Origin of the sequence: Citrobacter sp. Cf136 (genome assembly GCF_030333815.1) — a bacterium.
Classification (GTDB): domain Bacteria; phylum Pseudomonadota; class Gammaproteobacteria; order Enterobacterales; family Enterobacteriaceae; genus Citrobacter; species Citrobacter freundii.
Map to the genome: position 1 here is coordinate 162210 of NZ_JAOWFE010000029.1, position 21579 is coordinate 183788.

19 protein-coding genes and 1 tRNA gene are annotated in these 21579 nt (G+C 52.6%); 5 read left to right on the top strand and 15 right to left on the bottom strand.

Going from position 1 to position 21579, the window contains the following annotated elements; all coding sequences use genetic code 11:
- Positions 1-64 precede the first annotated feature (64 nt).
- A complete protein-coding gene (locus OGV98_RS01325) occupies positions 65-520 on the top strand; it encodes a multidrug/biocide efflux PACE transporter (protein ID WP_003840976.1) in 456 nt (151 codons plus the stop codon).
- Between the two features lie 142 nt (positions 521-662).
- Positions 663-1892: an amino acid permease gene (locus OGV98_RS01330; RefSeq protein ID WP_003840979.1), complete on the top strand. Its 1230-nt coding sequence runs from the start codon at positions 663-665 to the stop codon at positions 1890-1892.
- Positions 1893-1945: 53 nt separating this feature from the next.
- On the opposite strand, the gene rcnR is transcribed toward OGV98_RS01330, so the two are convergent.
- The gene (gene rcnR / locus OGV98_RS01335) at positions 1946-2218 is read right to left on the bottom strand and encodes a Ni(II)/Co(II)-binding transcriptional repressor RcnR (RefSeq protein ID WP_003033900.1); all 273 of its coding nucleotides are present in this window, start codon (positions 2216-2218) and stop codon (positions 1946-1948) included.
- A gap of 120 nt (positions 2219-2338) precedes the next feature.
- Between rcnR and OGV98_RS01340 the strand changes: the two genes are divergently transcribed.
- The gene (locus OGV98_RS01340) at positions 2339-3235 is read left to right on the top strand and encodes a nickel/cobalt efflux protein RcnA (RefSeq protein WP_058842585.1); all 897 of its coding nucleotides are present in this window, start codon (positions 2339-2341) and stop codon (positions 3233-3235) included.
- 44 nt (positions 3236-3279) lie between these two features.
- On the opposite strand, the gene OGV98_RS01345 is transcribed toward OGV98_RS01340, so the two are convergent.
- The 7 genes from OGV98_RS01345 to OGV98_RS01375 all read right to left on the bottom strand — a co-directional run bounded on the left by OGV98_RS01345 (position 3280) and on the right by OGV98_RS01375 (position 11783).
- Positions 3280-4662 (bottom strand): amidohydrolase family protein, encoded by a 1383-nt coding sequence (locus tag OGV98_RS01345; protein WP_044713443.1) that lies wholly within the window; start codon positions 4660-4662, stop codon positions 3280-3282.
- A 12-nt stretch (positions 4663-4674) separates the two neighbouring features.
- Positions 4675-5625, bottom strand: a complete 951-nt coding sequence (locus tag OGV98_RS01350; RefSeq protein ID WP_046670326.1) for a carbamate kinase family protein — start codon at positions 5623-5625, stop codon at positions 4675-4677.
- 26 nt (positions 5626-5651) lie between these two features.
- Positions 5652-7202 carry a hypothetical protein gene (locus OGV98_RS01355; protein WP_003840986.1) on the bottom strand — a complete coding sequence of 517 codons (1551 nt, stop codon included), beginning with the start codon at positions 7200-7202 and terminating at the stop codon, positions 5652-5654.
- A gap of 117 nt (positions 7203-7319) precedes the next feature.
- Positions 7320-8738 (bottom strand): YlbE family protein, encoded by a 1419-nt coding sequence (locus OGV98_RS01360; protein WP_003033887.1) that lies wholly within the window; start codon positions 8736-8738, stop codon positions 7320-7322.
- Positions 8738-10285 carry an acyl-CoA synthetase FdrA gene (fdrA, locus tag OGV98_RS01365; RefSeq protein ID WP_202581013.1) on the bottom strand — a complete coding sequence of 516 codons (1548 nt, stop codon included), beginning with the start codon at positions 10283-10285 and terminating at the stop codon, positions 8738-8740. The genes OGV98_RS01360 and fdrA overlap by 1 nt, the downstream gene beginning before the upstream one ends.
- Positions 10263-11162 carry an oxamate carbamoyltransferase subunit AllH family protein gene (locus OGV98_RS01370; RefSeq protein WP_491007093.1) on the bottom strand — a complete coding sequence of 300 codons (900 nt, stop codon included), beginning with the start codon at positions 11160-11162 and terminating at the stop codon, positions 10263-10265. The genes fdrA and OGV98_RS01370 overlap by 23 nt, the downstream gene beginning before the upstream one ends.
- A gap of 15 nt (positions 11163-11177) precedes the next feature.
- Positions 11178-11783 carry an ankyrin repeat domain-containing protein gene (locus tag OGV98_RS01375; protein WP_202581011.1) on the bottom strand — a complete coding sequence of 202 codons (606 nt, stop codon included), beginning with the start codon at positions 11781-11783 and terminating at the stop codon, positions 11178-11180.
- Between the two features lie 390 nt (positions 11784-12173).
- Here OGV98_RS01375 and OGV98_RS01380 point away from each other — a divergent pair, with 390 nt between their 5' ends.
- Positions 12174-13103, top strand: coding sequence for a LysR substrate-binding domain-containing protein (locus OGV98_RS01380; protein WP_003033874.1), 930 nt, complete (start codon positions 12174-12176; stop codon positions 13101-13103).
- Between the two features lie 42 nt (positions 13104-13145).
- Here OGV98_RS01380 and OGV98_RS01385 read toward each other — a convergent pair whose 3' ends face one another.
- The 6 genes from OGV98_RS01385 to pgaA form a co-directional block, all read right to left on the bottom strand.
- Entirely contained in the window at positions 13146-13418 is a 273-nt protein-coding gene (locus tag OGV98_RS01385) for a GNAT family N-acetyltransferase (protein WP_003033869.1), read from the bottom strand.
- A gap of 11 nt (positions 13419-13429) precedes the next feature.
- Positions 13430-13660: a 4Fe-4S mono-cluster protein YjdI gene (gene yjdI / locus OGV98_RS01390; protein ID WP_003033864.1), complete on the bottom strand. Its 231-nt coding sequence runs from the start codon at positions 13658-13660 to the stop codon at positions 13430-13432.
- 82 nt (positions 13661-13742) lie between these two features.
- Positions 13743-14249 carry a poly-beta-1,6-N-acetyl-D-glucosamine biosynthesis protein PgaD gene (pgaD, locus tag OGV98_RS01395; protein WP_003840995.1) on the bottom strand — a complete coding sequence of 169 codons (507 nt, stop codon included), beginning with the start codon at positions 14247-14249 and terminating at the stop codon, positions 13743-13745.
- On the bottom strand, positions 14246-15580 hold the full coding sequence (pgaC, locus tag OGV98_RS01400) for a poly-beta-1,6-N-acetyl-D-glucosamine synthase (protein WP_003033859.1): 1335 nt from the start codon (positions 15578-15580) through the stop codon (positions 14246-14248). The genes pgaD and pgaC overlap by 4 nt, the downstream gene beginning before the upstream one ends.
- Positions 15577-17598 (bottom strand): poly-beta-1,6-N-acetyl-D-glucosamine N-deacetylase PgaB, encoded by a 2022-nt coding sequence (pgaB, locus tag OGV98_RS01405; protein ID WP_057102294.1) that lies wholly within the window; start codon positions 17596-17598, stop codon positions 15577-15579. Before pgaB ends, pgaC begins: the two co-directional genes overlap by 4 nt.
- A 9-nt stretch (positions 17599-17607) precedes the next feature.
- On the bottom strand, positions 17608-20070 hold the full coding sequence (pgaA, locus tag OGV98_RS01410) for a poly-beta-1,6 N-acetyl-D-glucosamine export porin PgaA (RefSeq protein ID WP_202581010.1): 2463 nt from the start codon (positions 20068-20070) through the stop codon (positions 17608-17610).
- An 816-nt stretch (positions 20071-20886) separates the two neighbouring features.
- Between pgaA and OGV98_RS01415 the strand changes: the two genes are divergently transcribed.
- Complete coding sequence (locus OGV98_RS01415) at positions 20887-21423, top strand: GNAT family N-acetyltransferase (protein WP_003033852.1); 537 nt, start codon at positions 20887-20889, stop codon at positions 21421-21423.
- 32 nt (positions 21424-21455) lie between these two features.
- Here OGV98_RS01415 and OGV98_RS01420 read toward each other — a convergent pair.
- A tRNA-Gly gene (locus tag OGV98_RS01420) sits at positions 21456-21529 on the bottom strand.
- Between the last annotated feature and the right edge of the window lie 50 nt (positions 21530-21579).

Sequence of the window (21579 nt, forward strand, 5' to 3'; positions counted from 1 at the left end):
TATCACATTAAACGATAAAATTGCCACCATTCCGTTATCCGGGCATCAAAGAAGGTTTTAGGTTATGCAACACGATACAGTCCAACGCCGCTCGTTAGTAGAGCGTATTTTTCATGCCGTCTGCTTTGAAGGCATTGCCACCGCTGTTCTCGCACCAACCACCGCATGGTTGATGCAGCGCTCGGTGCTGGAAATGGGCGGACTGACCATTCTTCTCGCCACTACAGCGATGATCTGGAATATCATTTATAACGCCCTGTTTGACCGTCTGTGGCCGTCGCACCTGGTAAAACGTACGGCAAAAGTGCGAGCATTTCACGCCTTAGGTTTTGAGAGTGGTTTTATTGTGATTGGGGTGAGCATCGTGGCGTATGTGCTGAACGTCAGCCTGTTTCAGGCATTCACGCTGGAAATAGGTTTCTTCCTGTTCTTCCTGCCGTATACCATGTTCTATAACTGGGCTTATGACACGTTACGCGAGCGTGTTATGAAGCGTCGCCAGCAGCGCGTTACTGCCTGATAATTAAAATAATAGTCGGAATTTTCTCGGTTCCGGCTATTCATCCATTCACCAGCCCGCTTGTTCACACCTCCCCCAGCCCCTGCCATTTGTGGTAAATTGCGCTTCTTTTTGTTTATTTTATAGTTGATACGTTCAAATAATGTCGAAATTTTGGTCAAAAGAAGAGACTCTCTGGAGCTTCGCACTATATGGGACTGCCGTCGGCGCAGGAACCCTCTTCCTCCCCATACAGCTGGGTTCTGCAGGCGCGGTGGTATTGTTTATCACCGCTCTCGTCGCCTGGCCTTTAACCTACTGGCCGCACAAGGCGCTGTGCCAGTTTATCCTGTCTTCAAAAACGTCGGCTGGTGAGGGGATCACTGGCGCGGTTACACACTACTACGGCAAGAAGATTGGCAGCCTGATCACCACCCTCTATTTTATTGCCTTCTTTGTGGTGGTACTGATCTACGCCGTGGCGATAACCAACTCACTCACCGAACAGCTGGCAAAACATATCGAGATAGATCTTCGCGTGCGTATGCTGGTCAGTCTGGGCGTGGTACTGGTGCTGAATTTAATTTTTCTGATGGGTCGACAAGCCACCATCCGGGTGATGGGCTTTCTGGTGTTCCCGCTCATCGCGTATTTTTTATTCCTTTCGCTCTACCTGACCGGAAGCTGGCAGCCAACGTTACTCACCGGCCAGATGTCTGTCGATCAGCACACGCTTCATCAGGTTTGGATATCTATTCCCGTGATGGTTTTCGCTTTTAGCCATACGCCAATTATCTCCACGTTTGCCATTGATCGACGTGAGAAATATGGCGAGCAGGCCATGGGTAAATGCAAAAAAATCATGAAGGTAGCCTACGTCATCATCTGCCTGAGCGTGCTGTTTTTCGTTTTCAGCTGTTTGCTTTCGATTCCGACAAACTATATCGAGGATGCAAAAAATGAAGGCGTGACCATTCTGTCAGCACTATCGATGATGCCTAACGCACCGGCATGGCTGTCGATTTCAGGGATCATCGTTGCCGTCGTGGCGATGTCAAAATCGTTCCTTGGCACCTACTTTGGCGTGATTGAAGGGGCAACGGAGGTAGTAAAAACATCGTTGCATCAGGTGGGTGTGAAGAAAAGCCGGGCCTTTAACCGCGCCCTGTCCATCATGCTGGTCTCGGCTATCACGTTTATCATCTGCTGCATTAATCCTAATGCTATTTCAATGATTTACGCGATTAGTGGGCCGCTGATTGCCATGATTCTGTTTATCATGCCGACATTGTCTACCTATCTGATCCCGGCGCTGAAGCCATACCGTTCAGTGGGTAACTTGATCACCCTGATTGTCGGTCTGCTGTGCGTATCTGTGATGTTTTTTGGCTAAATGACGTTATCAACGGCTCATTCATCAGTGTGTGGATGAGCCGTTAAACTGGCTTATTTGATGTACGAATCCAGTACTTTCAGAATCACATCCAAATCTTCTTCGCGCTTTATTTCATCGCCCTGATGCACAATGTGCTCGGTCAGATGACCTTTAATCACTTCGCGCATTAATCCATTTACCGCCCCGCGGATCGCCGCTATTTGCTGCAATACCGCCGCGCATTCATGCGGTTCATCCAGCATGGTTTTCAACGCCGCTACCTGCCCCTGAATCTTGCTGGTTCGGGCTTTCAGCTTTTGTTTGTCGCGGATCGTATGTGACATAACTTTACCTTTTTAACGTCTGGCTGTAGGGACAATACCATCGACATTCTACTGGGGGGTAGTATTTGATACTGGGGGGGAGTAGAATCAGGCGAAATTAAACAACTAAGAATCATTCTCATGGGTGAGTTTTCTACGCTTCTTCAGCAAGGCAACGCCTGGTTTTTCATTCCCAGCGCGATTCTATTAGGTGTGTTGCACGGTCTGGAACCAGGGCATTCCAAGACGATGATGGCGGCCTTTATTATTGCTATTAAGGGGACCATCAAACAGGCGGTGATGCTGGGGCTGGCAGCAACGCTGTCGCATACCGCCGTAGTATGGCTGATTGCGCTCGGTGGGATGTATATCAGTAAAGCGTTTACCGCCCAGGCCGTTGAGCCCTGGCTGCAATTTGTCTCGGCGATAATTATTCTCGGGACCGCATTCTGGATGTTCTGGCGAACCTGGCAGGGAGAGCAGAACTGGCTGGCCCAGACGCATCACGACCACGATCACGGGCATCACCATCACCATGATCATGACGACCATCACCACCATCATCATGATCACGATGACGATCATCACCATCATCATGACCACGACCACGATCATAACCATGCCGCGTTAGCAGGACTGAGCGAGGGTTCGAAAGAGTATCAGGATGCCCACGAACGGGCGCATGCCACCGATATTCAGCGCCGCTTTGCGGGCAAAGAGGTCACCAACGGCCAAATATTACTGTTCGGTCTGACTGGCGGGCTGATCCCGTGCCCAGCTGCCATTACGGTGCTACTGATATGCATCCAGCTCAAAGCCTTCACGCTGGGCGCCACCATGGTGCTGTGCTTCAGCCTCGGGCTGGCGCTGACACTGGTAACTGTGGGCGTGGGTGCGGCAATCAGCGTGCAGCAGGCGGCCAAGCGTTGGAGCGGATTTAACACGCTGGCACGCAAAGCGCCCTATTTTTCCAGCGTGCTCATTGCAATGGTCGGCTTATATATGGGGATTCACGGCTATATGGGGATCGTCGGTTAATATATGAGAGCGCAGCAGCGATAGCCGCTGCGCGGAAAACCAAACTAGCTTGCGACATTCCCCCACACCAGTTGCCCTTTATGGAAGGTCGCAGTGCGTGGGGAGATTCGCGCGACCGCTTCCGCTGAGCATGAGGCATCTACCAGCACAAAGCTGGCTTCATCCTGCGCTTTCGGCCAGACGCGCTCACCTTTATCGTTAAGCGGCAGCACATCACCGGTAGCGAGGAACAGCGCCCGCGACAGGTTGAGTTCATTCGGGCGAATATAGAGCTGCGCGTACAGATTCGCCTTCTCCAGCATGTCTCCCAGGCCGTACGGCGACCAGTGGTCAATCACGCTGTCGGTCCCGGTAATCACTTCCACGCCTTTGTCGCGCAGCTGTTTTAGCGGCATGTGCATCGTGCCAATCGGCACCGTCGAGGCAATGGTAATCTGCTGCGCCGCCATGCGGGTTGCGAGTTCATCCACCTGCTGTTCGTTCAGCGTAGACAGCGCAAACGCGTGGCTGATGGTCAGTTTGCCCTTTAACTGCGGCGTTTTCTCCACCGTTTCTACCATGTAATTCACCGCCGCCACGCCCGCCGGACTGGTTTCATGCAGATGGATATCCACGCCTTTGTTGTAATCGAGCGCAATCTGGAACATGGTATCGAGTGATTTTTCCATCGCCCCATCCACGCTGGTTGGGTCCAGACCGCCGACATAATGCGCTCCCGCCTGCATCGCTTCACGCATTAGCGGTTCAGATTTTGATAACAGCAGACCATGCTGTGGAAATGCCACAATTTCACAGGCAAAACCCGGCTGGCGACGCGCCAGCACCGCCTGCAGGTTCTCCAGGTTTTTCAGTCCGGAAACCGGTTCTATGTTGCAGTGGCTGCGGGCAATCGAGGTGCCTTTTGATTGCAGCAAATCGATCAGCTTTTCCGCCCGCTCCTGGGTGTAAGGCTGGAGTTCAGGCAGCAGCTTTTGTTCCAGGCGGATCATATCCTGAATGGTGGTGCCCGCCGGACGGTTCAGCGAACGCCAGGGACCGCCGTAAAAGGTTTTATCCAGATGGATATGCATGTCGCGCATGGCGGGCAGCATCAGCTTTCCACCCGCATCGTAGTGCGGCAGCGTCGCATCCGGATGCTGCTTATTCTCGCGCAGCGCAACTATTTTCCCGTTCTGGATTTCAACGGTTTGCAGCGCGGTACGGGTGTGCACCACCACTGAGTTTTCGTAATCAAACCCCGCTTCCAGCAGGACGTTATCCAGGTAATAGTGCTTATCGTTAATCGTCATTGTGCTCTTCGACCCGCAGGTGTTCCCGACAGGATTAGCAGCATACGCGACCGGGGCGACTGCGCCAAACAGCGCGGCAGCAGTGACCATTTTTCCGCTCTGGCTTAAAAATTCACGGCGGCTGTTACTTTCCTTCATTCGCATCTCCTCTCAGGAATGGACAATATGGGTGCCCGTTTCGCCGCGCAGTGCGGCGGGCAGGCATTCCGGCGTGGTGATGATCACTCGTTTACCGCCACGCTCCAGAAACGCCAGGCTGGCAACAATCTTGGGTAACATGCTGCCCGGCGGGAAATGTCCCTCCTGCATGTAACGGGTCATCGTGGCGACATCCACCGTATCCAGCGCCTGCTGGTTAGGTTTGCCAAAATGAATACAGACCTGCTCGACGCCGGTGGTGATCACCAGAATGTCGGCACGGATTTCCTGTGCCAGCAACGCCGTGGAGAGATCTTTATCAATCACCGCATCCACGCTCTGGTAATCCCCCTGATCGCTACGCACCACCGGGATGCCACCACCACCCGCACCAATCACTACAAACCCCTGCTGGGTCAGCGTTTTGATCGCCTCTGCTTCAACAATACGTTTTGGTTCAGGGGAAGCCACAACCCGGCGGTAGCCACGCCCCGAATCCTCAACAAAGCGCCAGCCTGGATTGACCCGCAGCAACTCATCGCGCTGCGCTGCACTAAAGAACGCCCCGATAGGCTTGGTCGGGTTAGCAAAACCGGGATCGTTTTTGTCGACCTCCACCTGCGTGACCACCGTGACCGCCTTCTGCTCGCCGCGTCGTGCCAGACGGTTGTTCAGCGCCTGTTGGATCAAATAGCCGATGCCCCCCTGCGTATCGGCGACGCAGTTTGCCAGCGGGGTAAGCGGCAACCCTTCACGCTCGTGCGCGATTTCCGCACGTCGGAGATCCAGCCCCACCTGCGGCCCGTTACCGTGCGTCAGCACAATGTTGTAGTCCGATGCCAACATCTCCAGCACCGTATCCGCCACCGCCTTCACCGCTTCAGCCTGGTGCTCAATCGACTGGCTGGCGTTATCTTTGATAATGCTGTTGCCGCCAATGGCAACGACCACAAGTTCTTTCATAGTGTTATCTTCCGCTTACAGGCGATTCAGGTCGTTTTCGTCGGTTCCTGCTCAGGCGCAGTCACCGCTTCACGGCTATCAAGAACATGCTTGAGGACAAACATGCCGCTCATCATCAGGTAGGCCACAACAAACATCATCGAGCTGCCCTCAGCAAAGCCAACTGCCGGGGAGTGGATCACGCCAAACAGCGATAACAGTGCCCCAAAGGCTGCGGCAATCGCCCCGCGCAGCGGCTTATTCATAATGGCGAAGATAGCGACGCAGCCCCACAGCATGCTGGCCAGCGGCGCACCGCTTCCCAGATGCACCAGTCCGTCGTAATAGACACCTTTGCTGTGCAGTAAGTCGCTACCCAGTTTCCCCGCGGATGTTCCGGCGGCGCCCATCACGCTGTTAACGATGGTCAATGCCCAGTTAGCGATCCACGGGAACAGGCAGATGAAGATGACAGGAACCTCGACTTTGGGCGTTTCTCGCACCACCTGGTTGGCGGTCACCACACCGATAAACACCAGAATCGGCACTATCGCAGTCATCGGAATAATGGCGAGCATAAACGCGCCCAGGCCAAACAGCGGTACCAGGAACATGGTGATGCCTGAAGCGAGGGTATAGCCGATGCTGGCGCCCATCGCTTTCCAGCCAGCATGCCCAACATACACGGTCACCGGGAACGGGTTGCCCAGCATGCAGCCAAGCATGGAGGCAAAGCCGTTCGCCATCATCACCTTACGGGTGTTGTACTCATCCCCCGCCGCGTGCGCACTTTCAATGTTCTCAAGGTCGAAAATGTAGTTCGCCAGACCCAGAGGAACCGCAGAAGCCAGATACGGCAGTGCATGTGGCAAACCTTGCAGGAAGCTGTCGACATGAATTTCCGGCGGGTTGAAGCCAAAGGAAGACATCGACGCTTTAATGGCCTCCGGGCTTTGTAAACCGGAGATCCACGCCAGGGCCGTACCGGCAATCAGCAGCAGCAAGCCGGTAGGAATGCGGGCAAAAATCGGCTTCTTACCGAACCAGTTAATGAAGATCAGCAACAGGACGATGAAGGAGACGGTCGGCGCTTCGAATGCCTGCAGCATCGGGTTCATCGCCAGCAGCAACAGTCCCAGGCCGGACAGACAAGAAAGCAGTACCGTACGTGGAATCATCTTGCGGATGGTCTCGCCCAGGAAGGAGCCGCCGACCAGGATCAACGCTTCGACAAAGCACCACACCAGGGCTATTTGGATAGCAAAGTTGGCATCTTTGGTTTGCTGATAAACCGGCATCAGTACCAGGAAGGTTACGGTAAAGATTGACGGTGCGCTCGGTCCGGACGGCAGCGCCGTCACATCTTTACGCCCGGTGTGTTTTGCCATCTGCAGGCCAAACCAGGCGTAGCAGACGCTGGCCACCAGCACCGCCAGACCAAAGGCAGGCGCAATGCGACCATAGACAATTTCGGTAGGGATCCCGACAACAAAAATGAGCAGCCCCATCATTGTCAGCAGGTTAGTCAGGTTGTTGGTCATCAGCCCAAAGTAAGCTGCCCAGTCACCACGTTTCCATTCTAGTTTTATGCTGTTCATGGAATATCCTTAACAGGTTAAGCATCGTTTGCGATCGCGGAGATCGCCCAGCCCTGCAGGTAAGCAACGTTTTTCGCTTCGCTACTGTGGGGCTAACCGCGTTAGCCCCGATTGTTGTTATTGGCAGTAGCGGTCGCGCCAGTTGAGGATCGCCTTTTCAAAACAGGCGAACGGCGGGTGGACTATTCCGGCGCCGATCATGCCGATCCCCGCATCTTTGTGCGCAATTGCGGTGTTAATCACCGGCAGAATGCCGGTGCTGCCCACGCGCGTAATATCGATAGCGGTCGGTACGCCCATAAAACCAAGCAGCGGAATGGTGACGTTGGGGTTTTCGCCGAGAGTGATTTCACGCATCTGGCGAGAGAAATCAACGGCCTCTTCGACCGTACCACCCACCAGTGCCACGATGGCCGGCGCCGTCGCCATGGCGAAACCGCCAATGCCGTAGGTTTCGGTGATCGCGCTATCGCCAATATCACGTCCGGAATCTTCCGGCTTGTAGCCCGCAAACATCGGGCCAATCACCTGCTGCGCCGGACCGGTAAACCACTGACCCGGTAAGCCGCTGATGCGCAGACCAAACTCAACGCCGTTACGCGCCATCGTCGTCACCACGGTGCTGTATTCAATGCCGTGTGCAGCGTCCATTGCGGCTTTACACATCGCCATCCAGGTCGGTCCGGAGAAGTAATCGCTGCTGAGGACGAACTCGAACACCTCACGCTGCTGCTCAACCGGATAGCCGGTCTGAATAATCCACGGCGTCAGCGCCTGAATCAGCAGCGCCGTCCCGGCGTTATTGCGGTTATGACACTCATCGCCCATGTGCAGCGCCTGCGCCAGCATCAGGCGCAAGTCTATTTCTCCCGCCAGCTTCATGGCGTCGCGCAGCATCGGTCCCAGCACATCACGCATCCAGTTCAGACGATCAATAACGCTCTGATCGTTCGCGCCCATACGCAGGATCTTCGCCATCTGCTCGCTCATATTGGTATATGCGCGGTTGCCGTAGGTTTTGTTCTCAACGATGTGCATAAACATCGACGCTGACGTCACACCCGCCATCGAGCCAACGCAGTCATGCTCGTGACATGGTGAGAAGATAATTTCACCCGAGGCGGCCAGTTCGGCAGCTTCATCCAGATCTTTCGCCAGTCCTTCAAACACCAGCGCCCCGGTTACCGCGCCCTTCATTGCACCGCACATTTTTTCCCAGCGGATCGGCGGCCCGGCATGCAGGATGGTGTTGCGGGTCATCCCCGGCACGACATTGATTGCCTGGTCATAGCCAATCAGCACCGGATGCGACTGGATAATACGTTCCAGCGCCTGCTGGTTAGCGGCAGCGATTTTGTCTGCCAGCGGCGAATCGGCAATCTCGTCCAGTGCAGCAACCACCTGCATGTTGCCCTGGCCCGGCGGCGTCCAGTCGAGCTGGGTCACGGGAACGTTCTGCTTTTTCAGGTCATCGCTGAACATCGCGATACCGACATTAATCACATTCAGCGGCTGGTTAAACAGTGTCTGGCTCATCAGGCTTCCTCCCCTTTACAGATAAATTCACGCGCCAGCAATCCGGTGTTGGTGCTACTGCTCGCCCAGATAACGCCCGCATCAGTCAGCATCTGACATTGTTTTTCCAGCGACGGCGTATCAAGATCGGTTCCCAGCACATAGCCGAGAATCTCAAGCGGACGACCATCTGAGGCGGCGATCGCTTTGGCTTCAACGATCGCGTCGAGCATCACGCCAACTGGATCTTCATGCGATCCAAAACCAAGGACGAAGTCCATCACGATCACGCCGACTTCAGGATCGCGCGCTTCCTGCAACAGACGACTAATGCGGTTGGTGGGATCGATCATCGGGTGCGGTTTACCGTTGGTAAAATCGTCATCACCGAAATCGAGGAAGGTATGCGCCACGCTGCGGTTGAGATCTTGCAGGCGGAACGCCGGATCCGGATGAATGTTGCTGTAAACTTCGGCATGTTTTTCCATGGCAGCAAACATCGCCTCATCGCACAACGTGCCACCGCAGAACAAGCCACGGATGTACTTTTGTTGCGGGGTCAGACGGGCGCGAACCTCTTCAATCAGCGGCCAGTTGAGCGGATGCAGATCCAGGCTCTCTTTTTTCACGCCGGTCAGCAGTACCGCTTTCAACGCCGCCTCTTTAGTACCGCGGGCAAACTGTAGGCCTTTTTCATCCGCAGGCGCGGCTTCACGTCCGAGGAAACACACCACCACGGGCTTATAACAGGCGCGCGCACGTTCCAGCACCTTGCGCGCCACCGCTGGCGCAGGAGGTTTGGAGATAAGCGCGATGATCTCAGTTTGCGGATCGGCCTCCAGCATGCCAATCGCGTCAAGCATCATCAGGCCGCCAATCTTCTCACTCAGATCGCGTCCACCGGTGCCAATCAGTTGAGAAATTCCGCCGCCAAACTCGTGAATGCGTACGCTCAGCTCCTGGCTACCGGTACCGGACGCACCAATAATTCCGATGTTGCCGCGACGCACTGCGTTGCCAAAACACAGCGCCGCGCCGTTAATGATGGCGGTTCCGCAGTCTGGCCCCATCATCAACAGTCCTTTTTCGTGCGCCAGTTGCTTAAGCGTCAGCTCGTCTTCAAGAGAGACGTTGTCAGAGAACAACATCACGTTGAGGTTATTTTGCAGCGCCTGACGCGCTTCACGCGCGGCAAACAGGCCATTGACCGAGATCACCGCCAGGTTACTGTCGGGAACGTGCTTCTTCGCGCTGGCGAGCGTGGCATAGCGCGCTTCGTGCTGGCCACCCTGCTCTTTATGCGTAAACAGATCGTCAATCGCCACCAGCGTTTGCGCGTTTGCTTCGTCGCTCGCGCCTTTAATGACAATCATCAGATCGCCACTCTTCGCCTCTTCCAGCTCAGGCGTGAGCAGGCCGAGATTCTTCAGCACGCCCTTATTCATTTCTGTCGCCATAGCCACGAACGCCTGCTCAACACCATCGAGCTTATTTGCGCGCGTGGAGATAGACATCAGTGAGACAGAATCAAAATACGTGTTCTTTTTAACAACTATCCTGATCGACATAATTCCCTCCAGACCTGTGGCTCAGGGCGCAGGCATCCGCCATGCCATACAGCATGTCGCAGCCAGAACTTGAGCCAATATTTTTAATGTCAGTAATATATTGCGTAGAAACGGGTTTTTGCTCAGTAATAAATTGGTTCAGCAGCCGTCCAACGCTTTCCCGATAACGCTGATGAAAAGCTTCCTCTAACGTTATTTTGCTGAGTAGCGTCGTATTATTTCCGGCATATTGTAAAGCTGCTAAAAAATCTTCACGATATTTCCTCAACGGATGTCCGGGAATAAATAGAATAGTGCTTAAGCCCACTAAATAATCATCCGATGAGGGCGTCAGACCAATCCCCAGACCAATTAAATGGCTGACCGCTGTAGAGATATTTTCTCCTGTACGCAACGCCGTCAGTAATGTTTGTCGGCGGTTGTGTAATTGACGGGTGATTTCCTGAAAAAACGGATTGTCACCCTGATACAGAAATAATGTGTCGTCGCTTCTTAGCTGTTGGCGGATAACCTCTTCCCAATGCTGCCAGCCGACTGCGGCAAGACTTGCTGCATCAGATGTCCACCGTGGTATTCGCCACAGCAGACAACCGGCGGTTTCTATCCATTTATCATTGCCAACAACTATTCCCGATCCGCTAAAATTGACCAGCTCACCGGGATGAAACAGGTCTTCACAATGCGTCAGCGCCAGCCGACAGCTGTTAGGTGCGTTATCACAATCTTCACTCAGTAACGTCAGCAACCGCTGCTGTTCAGGTATCAACAGGTTTACCGCGTGGGAAAAAACCTGTTCAACCCGCCCCGTTCCCCGGAAAGTGAGAAACGCGCTGTCTGCGGTTAGCGCCCGTACGCATCGCCGTGATGGCGTAGCGATAATGGCGCTCCTGTGTCAGGCTCCGGCCGCAATCAGCAGCTCGGCAATCTCGTGGTACCCTTTCTCTCGCGCCAGTTCCAGCGGGGTTTTACCGTATTTATCCGTCATGTGCGGATTTGCGCCATGGTCGAGCAGCAGCTTAACGATCTCCTGCTGCTTCGCGCCACCGTCATTAAGTACGATGGCTTCCAGGAGCGGCGTCCAGCCAACAAAATTAGTATGGTTGACATTGATATCGGTACGCAGCAGCAGCTCACGCACGATCTCAACATGACCTTTTTCGCTGGCTGGCGTAATACCGACACCGCCAAAACGGCTCAGACAATTAAGGTCAGGGTTAGCCGGTAATACCGTACGCAACAGCGTTAAATCATTCGTCAAGCAGCTAATCAGGAAGGGGTTAAAACAAGTTTTATCTTGTTTATTAATATCGGCACCCTCAGCAATCAATAAAGAAACACAGTCATAATGTTTATTCAGGCTGGCAATAATAATGGCAGTACGCCCCTGGCGGTTAGTGGCATTAATATCCACATTTTTTGCCAGACAGGATTTTAATCCATCGGCATTGCCCTGTTCTGCCGCCAGCAGAAATTCAGTAATGAGTTCTTTCTCTGACATAATCGCTCTCCTGCAGTTTTTTAGACTTTTTAAATATCCGATAACCTGAGAATAGCAACAGAGTGCAGAGAATAACATCCGCTTAAATTTCATTCATCGTTAGCGCATCGATTATTGAATCAATTTTAACAATGAGAACAAAACGTGCTGTAGTGCAATCTTTCCCTTATGGCTGGGGCCCTTTTAGCCACTAATCAGTAGTCCGGTGAATCAGGCGGTATGCTGCACGGATAGCGGCCTGCAATTAAAATACAGAAGTGTGATTGCCTTCAAATCAAATGTAAAACTAGTGTTAAATTTTGTTCAAAACTGATTGCTCTGTATAAGGATTACAAATACATTCAACAATCATCGTGTTGCGGATGCGCATTGTCGCCGGAGGGGAGAAAGATGAATTCAATATTTACCGAGGAAAACCTGCTGGCGTTTACGATGGCAGCCCGCTACAGCAGCTTTAGCAAGGCGGCTGAAGAGCTTGGCTTAACCACATCTGCAATTAGTTACACCATTAAGCGCATGGAAATGGGTCTCGACGTGGTGCTGTTTACCCGCAGTACTCGCAGCATTGAACTGACCGAGTCCGGGCGCTACCTGTTTCGCAAGGCGACCGACCTGCTCAACGATTTCCACGCCATCAAGCGCAGCATTGATACCATCGCTCAGGGCATTGAAGCCCGGGTACGCATCTGCATTAACCAGCTGTTGTATACCCCTCAACATACAGCGCGGCTGCTGCAGGTACTCAAGAAACAGTTTCCAACCTGCCAGATAACCGTCACCACCGAGGTGTATAACGGCGTCTGGGATTCGATCATCAACAACCTGGCTAATATCGCCATTGGCGCGCCCGATACGTTACTGGATGGCGGCGGAATTGATTACACCGAGATCGGCGCGATCCGTTGGTCGTTTGCGATTGCCCCGGATCATCCCCTCGCCTTTATGCCGGAACCCATTTCTGAGAGCCAGTTACGCCTGTACCCGAACATCATGGTGGAAGACACCGCACACACCATCAACAAGAAGGTCGGCTGGCTGTTACACGGACAGGAGTCGATTCTGGTTCCCGATTTTAATACCAAGTGCCAGTGCCAGATCCTGGGTGAAGGCATCGGTTTTCTGCCGGACTACATGGTGCGCGAGGCGATGGAAAAGTCGTTGCTGGTGACGCGGCAGATCCACAACCCGCGTCAGGATTCACGAATGCTGTTGGCCACCCAGCATTCGGCAACCGGTCGTGTAACTCAGTGGATTAAAAAAGAGTTTGGGCCACAAGGGATACTGACGGGGATTTATCAGGATCTGCTGCATCGGGAGTGATGAACCGGATGGCTGTTATACCTTCCGGTACACATAAGATGATCAGGCGCGGATATCGTCGTACTCGCGGGTTTTATCAAATTCATGTTTGGCAAACGGGCACAGCGGAATAACTTTGCGGTTTTCAGCGCGCATCTTCTCTACCACTTTCGCCACCAGCTGTTTGCCGACGCCCTGACCTTTCAGGCTGGGGTCGACATCGGTATGTTCAATGATGCTCAGATGCTCGCCCGTCGGCACAAATACAATCTCGGCAACCTGGTTGCCCTCAGCATCATTGACATAAAACTTGTTGTGGCCTGCAAGAATTTCCATGGTCCCCTCACTCATTTCTGGCGATATTTCAGCGCACCGCTCGGACAGGTATCGATGACCTTGATGACCGTCTCGACATCCACTTCATCCGGAATGATCCACGGTTTACGTTTCAGGTTAAACAGTTTCGCGCTTCCCCGCACGCAATTGCCCGAATGCTGACATATCGCCGTGTTGAAATAGACGTCAATCTTCTCGCCGGTATAGGCCCGGTAACCTGCATCCAGTAGTTCCTTATCCACGACATTGCCTCACATTTTTTTATTGTCTGGGTCTAATCATAGACCTATGCGAGGCTGAAGGAAGCTGCTGAAAGCAGAAATATCACTCGGGCCTTTTCTGCAACAACGGCTGCTGCTCTGGTGGCAAATACTCCAGCATCGCAGGCGTTGGCGGCGGGAGGCGGTTATCGGCAATATCCCTATCCACATCGATATGACTGATTTCGCCATTCTCATGATGGTGGACCGTCAGCACCCTCGCCTTGTTCAGTTCCGTAACCAGCTCCCGGGTAATACGCAAACTTTCTGCCAGCTCATGGTCTTCCAGCCCGGGTCTGCGACTGCGGCGTTCCACCCGAAAACGAAACTGGTTGTACTTAGCCCAGCCAATCAACACCAGGCCGTTGACCAGGGCGACAAGGATATAAAACGTGACCGTATCCAGCGTGGTGAAAAAGGGTCGCACCCCCATATACGGTGAATGCGCCAGGGCCGTGATCAATCCTTTATAGATCAGGTATAAGAAACCAACCCAGGCGATGAGCGTCAACAACACATCGATAATGCGAGGCAGCAGACGCCGCTCCGTAAAGATCAGTGGCTGATTCACGATTCGATCCTCCCAATTCCACGGTCAGGACTCACCCAACGCGCTCTGCCGCGTTTGCGTTTAAGCATCACTTTCGGGAACGCGACCAGCGTGGTGAACAGGCTTAGCATCCAGTACACCACCGGGAACCAGATAATCCAGAACAACGAGGCGCCAATGCCTTTTTCATAACGTCGTTCAATCATCAGGCTCACCGCAAACTGCAGCAAGCACACCACGCCGAGGATAAGTCCGGTAAAGGCTGGCGGGAACAGATGCTGCACATACAGCGAGTCCGGCATCGGGATCATCAGCCCTAACAGGAACAGCACGATACTGATCGCATAGGCAAACGACCAGGCGGTAGAAAAACAAAACTCAAGAAACAGCGGCCACATGCGACGGAACTCCCACGACCAGAGACGACGCATGTTAACGATAAACACCTCTGCACCACCCTGCGCCCAGCGCAAACGCTGCTTCCACAGCCCTTTTAACGTTTCAGGCATCAGGATCCAACACAGTGCGCGCGGCTCAAAGAATACCGACCAGTGGCGCAATTGCAGCTTCCAACTGATATCGATATCTTCAGTGATCATGTCCGGGCTCCAGTAACCGACCTCGGCCAGCGCGCGACGACGAAACGCCGCAACTACGCCTGAAACGGTAAAGATCTGCCCATAGACTCGCTGAGTACGCTTAATTAAACCGATAATGGAAGAGAACTCACCGACCTGCACACGGCCGATTAACGTAGAGCGGGTTCGAATACGCGGATTCCCCGTCACCGCACCAACGCGCGGGAACTGGATCAGCGGAGCCACAATATAGGCAACGGCATCACGATCCAGTAACGCATCGCCATCAATGCACACCAGGTAATCGCTGCGCGCCGCGGCCGCACCAGTCTTGAGCGCCAGCGCTTTGCCCTGGTTTTCAGCCAGATGAATCACCCGCAGGCTGGGGTATTCCACTGCCAGTTGTTCCAGCACGTCGTGAGTGTCATCCGTTGAACCATCGTTGATGGCAATCACTTCGATATTCTTATATCGCTGTGCCAGTGCGGCCTCAATGGTTTCACGCGCGTTGATCCCTTCGTTAAAACAGGGGATCAGAATGGAAACCAGTGGATTCCCCGGCAGGGTCGGTGGTGGCGTGTCATCTCCCCATTTCCAGTGACGTTCACGGTAAAACCAGAAATAGACTCCGCCGCTTATCCACAAAGCAGACATGAACAAAGGCCAGAAGAAGACGAAGTTCAACATCACTTCACCTGTAAAGATGACAGCCACGCCAAACGGCAGGCTGAACATCAGGCAAAGTATCAGGAAAGCAATAATGCGATCGGTCATTTTTGCGGATACCAGTATGAGGAGAACGTCGAGCGAATCTCTGACATCTCAGGTTTGTCGCTGATGAAATCATCCGGGTAATAGCCGTAGTTACCTGCACCGCTTAACTTCAGCTGGCGCATCCATTCGGCTATTTGTTTTCCGCTGATTTCAGCCTGATCCCCGGATTTACGCCAGTCTCGTGCCTGCAGTTCAAACACGGTTTTATCCAGCGCCCCAGGGTTTTGTGCAACGGCATTCACCAGTCGGTCAAGCCATGCGTTGGCATCATTGGCCGGGATCTGTTCCATGAATGGCATCGCCATCGGCGCCGTCCAGTCATAGGTATTGAGGAAATCATTCAGGTTTTGTGCAAACCAGGCTTCACTTTCAGGCTCCAGTACCGGCATGGCGTAAATATTGCGCGCAGTTTGCACCTGTGGACCGCGAATATTACGCACAGACTGGGTCAGCTGTTTGGTGAAGTCGATCAGCATCTTACTTTTCAGGCGCGTCCAGCGCTCGAACGCCTGAGGATTATTACGTATTTGCTCGATACTGCCCGGAAGCCCTGCGGCACGGTAGGCGGCTAACGCATCCGGTGACGCATCTTCAAAGTCCGTCAGGAAAGCATCGTCATGAAACAAAATACCTTTGAAACTGGCGTGCTTCGCCAGGTCTTCATAGATTTCAGTGATGCGCTGACGCGCTTCGCTGCTCCAGGGTGAAAGGCGGACATAGTTCTCGTGATTGATAGCAGTACGTCCCGTTTTCGGATCCCATGCGGTTACGCGTGGAATAGACGCGTCGAGATCGAACGCCAGAACCGGCATCCAGGCATATACCGTCACCCCTGCCCGCGTTTGTAATTGCCAGGAGATATAGTTAAAGAGATCGGCACGCATCGGCAGCCAGCGGTTGGGGAAATAGACCTCACGAATATTCCCGTCACCTTTAGGGTCGGCATACGCCTGCAGGAAGACATGAGAAATACGCATGTCATAAACGCGCTGGATCAGCTTATCGATATTTCGCTTCTGCTGAGCAGGGTCCTTGTCATACACGTAATCCAGATCGACATGCATCACGCGCATTGTCTGTGGCTCACGGACCTGAGCGACCTGACTGGCAAAGCGCTTAAGGGATGGGTTATCAGAGATCAGCACGCGCGGAATATCATCGAGAAACGCGGCATTCGCCAACCCTTCATTAAGCGTAAAGGCCATCTTATAGCCATGCTCTTTGGCCAGGTTTAACGTCGTGCCGTTGGCTGCGCCGTACGGCCATACCCACGCGCGCGGCGATTTCCCTGTCACCGATTTGATCTTGTTAGTGATCAGAGAAATATCCGTGTTTATACGTCGCGTGTACTGTTCGTCCGTTTCGTAAGTGCCGGTTTTCTTATCATACAGGCGGTTCGCTACCGCTGGCTCTTTACTCCCCTGCGGATTGGCCTCAGCGCCAAAGTGCGAGTTCCAGGTGTGCGCACCGACTTCCACCAACGGCGATTTCCCCATTTCTTCGACCATTTTCCAGGTGGCGAATTTATCTCGCGCTGTCATTAAGCCGCCAAAATCGACTTTTTTGTTGGCTGGCGCATCAACCCAACTGCCTACTGGCGCCCAGAGCGCAGGCCAGTTGTAGGCTTTCAGCAATGGCCAGACGCGGGTATAAAAACTGCTATACCCGTCATCAAAGGTGAGTAATACCGCTTTTTCCGGCAGTACAATTTTACCGTCATGGGCATCCAGAATTTGCTGCACGCTGATCGGCTGATAGCCATTATCACGCAGCCAGGCCATTTGGTCGCTCAACGCGCTGGTACGCACAGAGAGGTAACGCTGGTCGGCAGCACCATCTTCAACATCGTGATAACCCAGTACCAGAAAACTATTTTTCGGCCACTGATGATCCGCCGTCAGCGGCGTTCTCTCCCCAGGAGGAACATAGCGAGGCGTTGTATTGTGCGCGCTGCTGCACGCGGTAATCATCAACCAGCCAGCGATTAATGCGCTAAGCCACAGGCATCTTTTCAGCATGAACAATCCTTAAAACCTGACATTTAAATCGAAAGCGAGGGAGATATTCCGCTCACGTTTACCGTCATAGGGGCGTTTATCCCAAATCAGCATCACCCCGCCATCTACGACGTTGTTCCATTTAAGCCGTTGTCCGTATCCGACCTGGACGATAGCGCCTGCATCTTCACCTTGCTGCCAGTAGCCACCTACGCCTGCCAGACCTTGCTGCGTCCAGACGGTATCATAGTGGCGGTAAAGAACCTGCTCTGCGCTCAGGCCAGGGACAACCGAAAAATCACTCTTCGGGTTGTAATACGGCACATTCTCTTTGGTGTTGGTGCTCCCGCCAATGCCCGGCGTAAAGTCCAGCGTGAAGCGAGGCGTGGTCCAGATGCGCTCTTTTCCGCTGAGTCCGTATTCGATGCGATCGTTACCGTCTGAGAAATGTGATGCAGCAAACGACAGTTGATATTCACGTCGCTCGTTTTGATACCAGCGAACGAACATATCGCCGCCGTTGGCATACACACCGCTACGCAGCGCGCGCAATGGCGTATTACGCGACAAGCGCTCGGCCGAACCGCCTACGCGCCAGTTGTCATTAAAGTCATGCCAGCCGGATAGACGCCCACCAATCTTCTGACCATCGCCATAATTTCGGCCAGACACTTCCATTTCCGCCCAGTAATCACGGGAAGTCCATTCTGCACCCGCCGCCAGATCGCGGCTGATGCCCTTCCCTTCCTCAAATTCACCGGTAGCGAAGTTGAATCCAGTAAACAGTCGCCAGTTGTCATTAATCGGCGGACTGTAAATAGCCGTGTTGATGTTGAAGTCATTCTTACCGCTGACCGGGCTATCGGACGAGATCCCCTGCGTGCCGCTAATGCGCACTTCCGACATTTTGTGGACATCACGAATACGCGCAAGGCGCAGCGTCGCTTCATCATCCGGGCTACGGGCAATAACGTCATCCGTCAGTTCATCGGCCTGCTTCCATTCCTGGAGATCCAGCGCAACGTAAGCCTGCTGACGCTCCAGCTCCAGGTTGCTTGGCTCAATCACTTCCGCCAGCTTAAGCTCTTTCTCCGCCGCATGCGGCAATCCACGCGCTTCAAGCACAGAGGCATAGGAAATGCGCAGTCCCTGGTTACCGGAGCCTGTTCGTGCCAGATGCTCTGCGAGCTTTTCTGCCTCTGGCAGTTCATTGGCAGCGATATGATATTGCGTCAGCAGCGACTGTCCGAGCAGCCAGTTATCGTTAGGTTGCGGCGTTGGCGAGCCATAGATACGCCGCAGATACGGACTCTCTTTGATCAAATAATCGACTTGTTTTTTGGCAGCATCGAAGTTTTCATTATCAATGTGTGCATAGAACAGATCTTGTTGATCCTCTGGACTGAGCGGCGTCACCGGAATAGGCCCATTCGGGTAGTAGATGCTCGCCAACATCGCTTCGGTTTTTTCCGGCTGACGCTCGCTTAACCATGCTGATGCCACCCAACGTTTTGCGTAGTTTGGTACTTCGCCGCTTGCGGAAAGGGACTCATATTCCTCGATCACTTCGGCAGTACGTTTACGCACCAACAGGGCACCCATACGGTCTATTCTCGCCCGACGGACATCATTCTGCGCAGACGGCTCATCTTTCCAGGCCGCCAACAACTGGTCATAACGGGCCAGCGCTTTATCTGCTACGATAAAACGTTCTTCTTCATTACGTGCGGACGTATAAGAGGATCGGACCATTTCAGCCGCCGCATCAAGCTCAAGGCGACGCTTCACCGGATCTGCCGTGGGTACGACTTCCGCCATATTTAAGGCTGGTCCGGAAACACGGTTCGCTGACAGCGCAGACAACAGCGTGGATTTTGCATTTTTGTTGCCAGGATCGACGTCATCCGCCTGGCTGGCAACCAACAGTGCATCCCAATTTTTCCCCTGAGAATGATATACATAGGCAAGCAATGCGTCGGAATCTGCGCCCGGATGTGCCTGAGTCCATTTATTCGCTTCGGTAAGGGCTTGCTGATTGTAGCGCGCATCTGCCAGCGTCATTATCCAGCCGGTGCGTACATCAACGTTATCAGGTTCTTGCTGTAAAACGCTTTCCCACACCGCCAATGAATCATTCCAGTTTTTCTGGTTACGATACGCACGCGCTGCGGCGACTTTTCCCCGTGCAGGTACATCCATCTGCCCACGATACCGCTGCCAGATTTCAATTGTTGTTTTATCGTTGTTCTCAACCCAACTGGAAACTTGCAGCCAGTCGGCAACCTGGTTTGGCGTTAGCGCGCTTTTCTTTCCCTGATCCTCAAGGTAGCGCAATAGCGGCGCACTATTCCCCCCCCGCGCTTCAATAACCAAAGCATCATAATCAGATACCGCAGCAGAGATTTGCATAGGGAAAAGAATGCTGGCCGTAAATAAACAGCTTACGGACTTAAAACGTTTAATGAAGTTGGCATGTCGACGCATACTGAACATATCTGCCCTTATATCTTACATCAGAGTAAAAATAAGCGTTTTCAATAAGTTAAGGTCAATCCCTGACGATTGCCGACCATGTAAGATGCACTGCCGCTTATTTCGTAATAGGGTTATAAAGCAATTAATTCTTTCGTCTTATTGACTACCCGCACCGCGTCCTCTAATCGTTGAGCAGGAGGCATAAACTCGGGAATTTTATCACTCCATGTAGTTCATGGCTACGTAATAAGAAAAGTCTTAGTCAAAAAAGTATTTTAGACTAAATAATCCTAATACTCTTGGGATTGAATTCTGGATTTAAACAAAGTTTGCCCGGTGACATAATGTGACGATGCTTACTATTGCTGGTTAGCATAGCTACACCGCGCAACTGTTTGCATGGTAACTATTTTGAGAGATGAATAGAGAAAAATCTGATAATAGGCTCTCTGCTAACAACAAAATATAACTTAATTTTTAGGGCTCAAACAGGGCCAATGAAATGAAAATAAGGGTACAGGCGCAAGAAGAATTAGATACAGAAACAACACATTGAAATCAAATAACTTTCTTCATCATTTTTCGAAACCTACCATAATTGGCATTTGGATACACGCTCGAAAACATGCACGAATAATTGTGTATTACTCTACAAGTTAATGTATTTACCAACCTTGCGTATTATTGACAACATCAACCACAATCAATTATTTCCCCTTACAATATGAAAGCCTATTAGCATTGCAAGCAACTGTTCGAAGCATAATTTTTTGCACTTACCTTCCCCTCAGTCTTTCAGGTAATCTGGGCAAAGACGCCAATGGGAGCCGGTCAATGAAAATCGTTAACGCAGAAGAAAAGCACATCCCCGCCATACGCGATATTTATGCACATCATGTTCTTCACGGTACCGGCAGCTTTGAAACCGACCCGCCGGATGCTCACCAGATGTTTGCTCGTCTGGAAAAAATCCGCAGCCTCGGGCTGCCGTGGGTCGTCGCGCTACAGGAAGATAAGGTCATCGGGTATTGCTACCTCACCCGCTATCGCGAGCGTTATGCCTACCGCTATACCCTTGAGGATTCGATTTATATTGCTCCAACGGCTCAGCGTCAGGGTGTAGGAAAAGCTTTACTGCGTCATGTGATCGGCTGGGCTGAAGCACAGGGCTATCGGCAACTGATTGCCATCGTCGGCGACAGCAATAATCAGGGATCGTTAAAAGTCCATCAGCAGGCCGGATTTACGGAAATCGGCACACTGAAAAACATTGGCTTCAAACATGGACTATGGCTCGACACGGTATTGCTACAACGTAATCTGGGTGAAGGTAACAGCACACTGCCACCGGATTTCGGTGTCGCTATTTAACATTTATAAAGAATAACTACAGGAGAGAGTTTTGGAGCGGGCGAAGGGAATCGAACCCTCGTATAGAGCTTGGGAAGCTCTCGTTCTACCATTGAACTACGCCCGCATTGAAGCGCGTAAGGGATTATAAACCTTACGCTCTTCTTGGCAAGGGAC